Genomic DNA, 7,402 nt, shown 5'->3' with positions numbered 1-7,402 from the left:
AAATAAGGGTAGAGAAAAAGAGGGTAAAAAGGTGATCGAAAAAAAACGGAATCCTAGATCACAATCGCCGGAATACGCAACGTTAGAACAAAAATTCACTCCTATTTCGTTAACGCGATTTTAGCCTACCAAAGGCAGGGCAAAATCACGTTCAGCATTCAACCGAAAATAAAGGGAAACGATAATCATTTGTAAGAAAAGATGAGTTTATTTATGATCTTATTACGGATTTAATGGAGTAAGAATAATAAGATGAGTGGCCATTCGTTTTTTGAGCACCTTTTCGAGCACTCAAAACAGGTAACCCCCTATTTACATGGATCAATAAAACCTCGATCGGAAAATTACCTTGAACAGTCGTTCATTCATATTGACCGCTCAAGCTCTGAAAGTATCCGTGAGCTATATGAGAATTTGAAACAAGCCCACCCGGAGGCCGGTGCGCCTTATTGGCTCACTCGAACTTGGACGTTGCTCTGCTGGCAACCAATCTATGTGGCATTTATTGCAATTTATTCCTGTCGTGGATTACCGGAATTATCCTCAATTGGGCAGCATGTTCAGCCTAACTTTGTAAGCGGCTACCAGTTTGCCTCAGAGAAGTATATAGAGGGATCTGAGCGTGAGCTTATTCAGAGTGCAGGCAAAGAGCTCATTATTCTGTTTGATTATTTTCGACAAGAAATGAGCCAATGGGTACGCATCAGACCAGGTTTCACTCATCACCTGATTGCCGATGGCATATTCGGCTGTCTAGTAAAACTAAACCACTTTGCTCCCGACCTTTCTGGCGAGTATCTATCCGAACAAGCTCGTCAATGGCTAGCAGCGTGCGACCTACCTGAAAAGCTGCTAGCTTCTCTAACATACAATGAAGAGTCAAAACAACTTACTTTAGTGCGAACGAGCTGCTGTTTGGTTTTTAGGTGCCAAGGGCGAAAACTATGCGCTGATTGTCCAAGGCACCCTAATAACAAACGTTAAATTTGCTCGACAACGTCAACATTTTCTTTTCTTACGGCAAAGTATGCTGTTGCAAGAATCAAAGTAGAGAACGCAGTACATAGGTAGACAGGGTAAAGAGGATGCAGTGTTGAACTAAAGGCCAGCAGTGACGCCAGCCCATAGCCGATGGTATGAGACATTGAAATATACCCTGCGACTGTACCAGGCGCGTCATTTTGTTTCTCGGTCGCGAATGAGGTGTAAGCAGGGACAAGTAACGCCGCTCCACCTGCAGCTATGGCCATCGCAATACCAAACGCCCAAATACTGGGTACCAAGAACAAAATAAACCCAACGACTAAGCCGAAAGCGCCTAAACGGTACATAACGAGAGGCGCCAAATTCTTTTTCTTGATCACTAAAATTTGAGTAACAAATGTACATGCGGCGCTGATAGTCAACAGTACGCCAATAGTGTCACTTAATTGTTCCGTAGGCCAGTTTGTGACCGAGTAAATTAACGGGGAAAAGCTGTATTGGAGTAAAGCAATAGCCGCGCAAAGCAAAAGCCCGCTCATCAAGAAAGGCAATAGTGGCTTTTGTGGTAACCAAGGTAACGGCGATTTTTTATTTGCCTGCTCATTATCCATCTTTGGTGCTGGCAATAAAATCGCTGCGATTAAAGCAATACATGGCAGCACAATCATTATCATTAGTGGTGCGAAAGGAGAAAGCTTTAGCGCCAGAATAGAGATTAGGGGGCCTATCAACCGTCCAGCACTCAAACCAATACTGACAGAGGTGATAGCCTGAAGACGCTTCTTTTCACCGCATAAGATGATCGCCCAGTGCTGACTCGCGGGAATCAACCCCGATATAGTGCAGCCATAAATGATCCTGGCAATCAACAACCCTATGAAACAAACAATAGCAAGTGTCTCTTCAATATGGCTTGTGATTGCAAACAAACACAGTAATGAAAAGCTTACAACCATGCCAATCAACGCCTGAATGACCACTTTCTTTGGGCCATGTTTATCACTATAGCGCCCCCAGAATGGGGCTGATGGCAAAAACAACAAACTTCCTATCGCGATGAGAACGGACCAAGTTGGCAAACTGAATGCGGATTGTTCAACAAGAAAAGGCAAAGAAACCAGTAAACCGTTCTGGCCAATCCCCATAAGAGCCGATGCAAGGCTAATGGCAACCAAGTGAAACTTCTTATTTTGTATAACTGACATAATTTTGAGGGGGCTAGAAAATGTTAGGAAACTCAGCAATGCGAAACGCCATAGTTACCGGTATATTTATTGATTATGTAAATAATTATCATTTTAATTTCAGTGTGGTAACATTAACTGTTCGTAGCCATTAACTCAACTTCATATTTCATCATGTACCAGCTTGCCAATGCATCATTCGAAATCGACGGTAAGAAGATTCTTTCCCCAACTAGCCTAACTTTTGAATCAAAGAAGATTACCACTTTGCTGGGTCATAACGGGTGTGGCAAATCGACCCTAATTAAGCTATTGAGTCGACAAAATACTCCAACTGCAGGCCAGGTTTTTTTCAATCAACAATTGATATCGTCATTTAGTCATCTCGAGTTCGCACACCGAGTTGCTTACCTGCCGCAACATCCACCAATTACCGATGGTGTTACTGTTCGTGAACTGGTCTGTTTTGGTCGTTATCCGTGGAAGGGGGCATTCGGACGCTACAGTAACAAAGATTACGCCATCGTTGATGAAGCGATTAAAAAAGTAGGGCTGAATGCTTTTGCAGATCGATTCGTAGCTACACTCTCTGGCGGTGAAAGACAAAGAGCTTGGGTGGCGATGCTGCTTGCTCAACAAAGTCAGTGCATTTTGCTTGATGAACCTACCTCTGCATTAGATGTAGCGCACCAACACGAGTTGTTGGCCTTGATCAGAGAACTCAATCAATCTTTAGGGCTAACGGTCATTATGGTACTTCATGATGTCAATATGGCGGCTAAATTCAGCGACCAGCTGATTGCTCTCCACTCAGGAAAAGTGATTGCATCCGGTTCACCTGAGGATTTGATGACACCAGAGACGCTCATGAAAATCTACGGAATGGAACTTGCTCTGTTTAAGCACCCCGAGACAGGGAAGCCTATCAGCTACATCCCTTAAATCAAAAGGAATCAGTCGTGAAAACGTTCATAATGATGCTGTTCGCAGCAGTCGCTTGCAATACTTATGCTCTAGACATTACTCATGAAATGGGCACTACCTCTTTCGATACTCCCCCTCAAAAAGTGGTTGCTTTAGATTGGGCATTAACAGAAACAGTATTGAGCCTAGGGGTTGAGATGGAAGGTGTTGCAGATGCCAGAGGTTATCGGCAATGGGTTGTTGAACCAGCGTTAGCCTCCGGTGTTACAGACGTAGGCTCTCGACGCGAGCCAAACCTTGAACTACTTACTGAGCTAAAGCCTGACGTCATCCTGATCAGCAAACATATGGCTGCAGCATACAACCAACTGAGCAAAATCGCTCCGGTGTTGGTGTACAGCTTCTATAGTGAAGAAAAGCAGCCGTTGGAGTCAGCAAAATCTGTTACCGTTTCCTTAGGTAAAGTGTTCGACAAAGAGCTACGAGCTCAGCAATTGATAGAACAGACTAATAAACGATTGAGTGATAACGGTAAAAAAGTGCGTTCAAATGGAAACGCAGACAAGCCGCTCTTGTTTGCTCGCTTTATCAATGACAAAACGCTGCGAATCCACAGTCAGGGCTCTCTAGCACAAGCAACAATCGACGTAATGGGTCTTAAAAACGACTGGCAAGAGCAGACAAATTTATGGGGCTTTAGCACGGCGGGAACTGAAAAGCTCGCAGAGCATCAAAAGACAAATGTCATGATCTTCGGCCCGCTCAAGGAAGAAGAACGAGAGCAACTTACTCAGTCACCTCTTTGGCAAGCTATGGAGTTTACGCGTACGGACTCTGTTTATGAGCTTCCTGCTATTTGGACTTTCGGCGGACTAATCGCAGCGCAAAGATTTAGCGACCACATTACAGAGCAACTGACTGAAAAATAATGGATACCTTCAAGCTCACAAACCAAGTCACAGGGCGATTCAACCTAAAAGCAGCAGCGTTATCGAGCGCTGCTGCTTTGATTCTCGGCTCATTACTCCAAACTACCGCCCCTTATTCACAGGGCATCGGGTTGATTTGGGATACGCTTTTTCACTTTGATGCATCAAACTATCAGCACCTTATTACTCATCTAACCTACTTACCTCGGCTCACGGTTGCGCTTATTTGTGGCTTTGCGCTTGCAGTCGCAGGGTGCGTTATGCAGTTTGTACTACGTAACCCTATTGCCTCGCCAACTACCCTCGGGGTCGCAACTGGCGCTGAACTTGGCATGGTGCTGGGTATCCTTTTATTACCGACAAACCTTGCCATTCCAGGGTTTATTCCCGCTTTTATCGGTGGTTGTCTTGCAACAGGGTTGGTATTTGCCCTGAGTTCAGCACGAGGCTTTTCACCATTGCATATGGTATTGGCGGGTATGGTGGTAAGCCTATTTTTGGGCTCGTTAAACACCATGTTGCTCATGTTTCATGAACAGCGGCTTACCAGTCTCTTCGTATGGGGGGCTGGCGTACTCAATCAGAATGACTGGTCGAGCACGCAGATTTTACTGCCCTTGGTCTTAATCCCGACCCTCTTGTTGCTAGCCTTGCAGCGTCCGTTATCAGCGCTTCAGTTTGGCGACAATGTTGCAACATCACTCGGCGTAAACATTAAACAGGTCAAATTACTTTGTTTGTCGTTGGCGATCTTTATTACCGCGGCCGTGGTCAGTGAAGTCGGCTTGATTGGTTTCGTTGGCATTGTCGCCCCGGCTATCGCCAGAATGCTTGGTGTTAGAGCACTTGCAAAGCAAATCCTCATCAGTGGTTTAGTGGGTAGCCTAATCCTACTCATTGTCGATTTGGTGGTTCAGCCATTCTCTGGTGTCGGCGGAGAACTGCTGCCTACTGGGGCGATGACCGCATTGATTGGCGCCCCATTTCTGCTGTGGTTGTTGCAACGAACAAAATTGCACTCAGACTTAAAACACCGTACCGAACATACTGAGCATTACAAACTGGTCGATACGCGCAAAGTACTTGTCGCTATGTCCACAGTACTTGTGGCAACTTGTGCGCTGTCACTGGTGCTTGGTAAAAACCAACTCGGCTGGAGCTTTGAGCTAAACCAATCATTGTTCGATTTACGTGTACCGCGAGTTTTGGTTGCTTTGCTGGCTGGCATTGGACTTGCGTTTGCGGGGACAATTATTCAACGTATTTCGAACAACCCTATGGCGAGTCCAGAGGTGTTGGGCATCAGCTCCGGCGCAGCTCTTGCGCTTGTCCTTGGCACAATATTTGGTACTGCTGTAGGACGAGAGCAGCAAATGCTGCTCGGCACCCTTGGCGCGGCTTCAGTCACAGCTTTGGTCTGGCTAATGGGCAGAAAACATAACTTTTCCCCAACTCAAACCTTATTGACAGGTATTGCTCTGAGCGCCGGTTTAGACGCTTTGCTGCGAATCGCGATGAGTTCAGGCAGTGGCAATGCTACAGCTCTGCTCACTTGGCTGTCAGGCTCTACCTACCTTGTGGCAAATCAAGATGTTGTTTTGCTCGCCATCGGCGTTGCCATCGTCGGTGTTATCGCATTGTCGTTACACCGCTGGATTGAGCTCATCCGCTTAGGTGACGTCACAACGAGCAGCATCGGAATGAACACGACTGTCGTACGATTGGTGTTACTTCTGTTAGTCGCAGCGCTTACCACACTGTGCACTATCGTTATTGGCCCCCTGAGCTTTATCGGTTTGTTGGCTCCTCATATGGCACGCTCTCTTCACCAATATCGAGCCATCCCTCAGATGCTTACCTCAGCGTTATTGGGTGCAATCATAATGGTTAGTGCCGACTGGATTGGTCGAACACTATGGTTCCCTTGGCAGTTCCCGGCAGGGTTATTGGCATCCTTGATCGGTGGTGGCTACTTCCTGTATCTGATGAGGCGTTAAGTCGAGTTGAGCTGTTTTCACCGTCTCTTCTTTGGTTGTGACCATCGACTCAATGCGGGCAACATTCAGTGGTATTGATAATTCTTGTTATTGTGTTTTTGTTGCAAAAAACACAATTTATGGCGTTCAAGTGTGTTTATGTTTACCATGGGGCCAAGAATAAAAATCACTTTTGAATCTCATGGACACGACAGCAATCACTCGACTCCAACAAGATTTGTTATTCAAGGTTATCGCTAGGTTGAAGGCCGAGAACGCCAAAGCCGGCAGTAGCCTGAATGAATCGTTTTTGGCGAAGCAGTTCGAAGTATCTAGAACCCCGCTCCGTGCGGTGTTAAATCACTTGTCTGCTCAGGGCATCACCAAGGCTGTCCCATACAAGGGCTTCGTGTTACAGGTCGACGCCGTCAACATTGAGGCGGAAGGTCGCACCGGCAGCGAACAAACCCGCCAGGAGCAGCTATACCTTAGGTTGCTCATGGATCTATTTTTTGGGGAGCTAGGCACCTCATTGTCCGAGAAGGAACTGCAACAGCGTTACGACGCCAACCGCGGTGAGATGCAGAGTGTGCTCCGCTTACTGGAAAATGATGCCATTTTTCGCCGTAGTCCGGGCTACAAATGGCAGCTTGACGGCGTGCTGAACACCCTTGATAGGCACACTGAGAGCTATCGGTGCCGGTTGATTTTTGAGCCGGCAGGTCTGCTCGAACCGACCTGGGTGCTTGACCGCGCTGCACTTGAGAACTGCCGCGATCGCCATATACAAGCCATTGCCGAGCCTCAGGCAGTGACTGCCAGCCAACTTTTTAGTCTCAGCGCCGAGTTTCACGAACTGCTTGCCGCCTGTTCGGGCAATCGCTTTTTGCTGGGTACCATGCAGCAACACAACCGCCTTCGTAAAGCCACCGATCTGGTCTCAATGCACATTCAGTCTTCGGTGAGTAAATCCTGCCAACGCCGTCTGGATATCATTGAGCTGGTGCTCAAGGGGAATAATCAGGCAGCGGCAACAAAGTTAGCTCAGCTACTGGAAAATGACATTCGTGTTATGAAACGAACCTACAACGATGTGATGAATGTGTCTCGGTCGCAGCGAGAGAGCTTGGTAAACAGCATCGTTGCAAAAAGCCGTTAATCCCATGGGCAGTCCGACTGCGACTGCCAGAGCCATCGTCCAGCCTGAAATCCTCACCTAAATCATCACTTTGCGCCTCACTATGCCAGCGGCAGGCGCCTCAGAGCCTGCTGGAAAGCAGTGGGTGTAACTTTCTTCCTACTTCCGAAGGGACAATATTGCCACCATACACACTTACCGAAAATAAAATTGCATCTTGATATTGTATTTTCGCAGCAAAAACACAATAATAATAATTCTCATTTA

General features: G+C 46.7%; 6 protein-coding genes. 5 read left to right on the top strand and 1 reads right to left on the bottom strand.

Annotation, left to right across the window (positions count from 1 at the left end; genetic code table 11):
* The first annotated feature begins 252 nt into the window (after positions 1–252).
* Positions 253–984: a siderophore ferric iron reductase gene (locus tag BIT28_RS20195; protein ID WP_075766747.1), complete on the top strand. Its 732-nt coding sequence runs from the start codon at positions 253–255 to the stop codon at positions 982–984.
* On the opposite strand, the gene BIT28_RS20190 is transcribed toward BIT28_RS20195, so the two are convergent.
* Positions 981–2,189, bottom strand: coding sequence for an MFS transporter (locus BIT28_RS20190; protein WP_075766751.1), 1,209 nt, complete (start codon positions 2,187–2,189; stop codon positions 981–983). The genes BIT28_RS20195 and BIT28_RS20190 overlap by 4 nt on opposite strands.
* 153 nt (positions 2,190–2,342) lie before the next feature.
* Between BIT28_RS20190 and BIT28_RS20185 the strand changes: the two genes are divergently transcribed.
* The 4 genes from BIT28_RS20185 to BIT28_RS20170 all read left to right on the top strand — a co-directional run bounded on the left by BIT28_RS20185 (position 2,343) and on the right by BIT28_RS20170 (position 7,156).
* Complete coding sequence (locus BIT28_RS20185; protein WP_075766746.1) at positions 2,343–3,110, top strand: ABC transporter ATP-binding protein; 768 nt, start codon at positions 2,343–2,345, stop codon at positions 3,108–3,110.
* A 17-nt stretch (positions 3,111–3,127) separates the two neighbouring features.
* A complete protein-coding gene (locus BIT28_RS20180; RefSeq protein WP_075766745.1) occupies positions 3,128–4,021 on the top strand; it encodes an iron-siderophore ABC transporter substrate-binding protein in 894 nt (297 codons plus the stop codon).
* A complete protein-coding gene (fhuB, locus tag BIT28_RS20175) occupies positions 4,021–6,018 on the top strand; it encodes a Fe(3+)-hydroxamate ABC transporter permease FhuB (protein WP_075766744.1) in 1,998 nt (665 codons plus the stop codon). Before BIT28_RS20180 ends, fhuB begins: the two co-directional genes overlap by 1 nt.
* A 181-nt stretch (positions 6,019–6,199) precedes the next feature.
* Positions 6,200–7,156 carry a GntR family transcriptional regulator gene (locus BIT28_RS20170; protein WP_075766743.1) on the top strand — a complete coding sequence of 319 codons (957 nt, stop codon included), beginning with the start codon at positions 6,200–6,202 and terminating at the stop codon, positions 7,154–7,156.
* Positions 7,157–7,402 lie beyond the last annotated feature (246 nt).

The sequence above is a fragment of the Photobacterium proteolyticum genome (genome assembly GCF_001939735.1).
Classification (GTDB): domain Bacteria; phylum Pseudomonadota; class Gammaproteobacteria; order Enterobacterales; family Vibrionaceae; genus Photobacterium; species Photobacterium proteolyticum.
The sequence above is the reverse complement of the archived record's forward strand: the minus strand, read 5'-3'. Positions and strand labels throughout refer to the sequence as shown.

What these genes read in the sequence shown, in the direction of transcription:
- BIT28_RS20195 (WP_075766747.1), top strand. Translation starts at nt 253, where the DNA reads ATGAGTGGCCATTCGTTTTTTGAGCACCTTTTCGAGCACTCAAAACAG.
- BIT28_RS20190 (WP_075766751.1), bottom strand. Translation starts at nt 2,189, where the DNA reads ATGTCAGTTATACAAAATAAGAAGTTTCACTTGGTTGCCATTAGCCTT.
- BIT28_RS20185 (WP_075766746.1), top strand. Translation starts at nt 2,343, where the DNA reads ATGTACCAGCTTGCCAATGCATCATTCGAAATCGACGGTAAGAAGATT.
- fhuB (WP_075766744.1), top strand. Translation starts at nt 4,021, where the DNA reads ATGGATACCTTCAAGCTCACAAACCAAGTCACAGGGCGATTCAACCTA.
- BIT28_RS20170 (WP_075766743.1), top strand. Translation starts at nt 6,200, where the DNA reads ATGGACACGACAGCAATCACTCGACTCCAACAAGATTTGTTATTCAAG.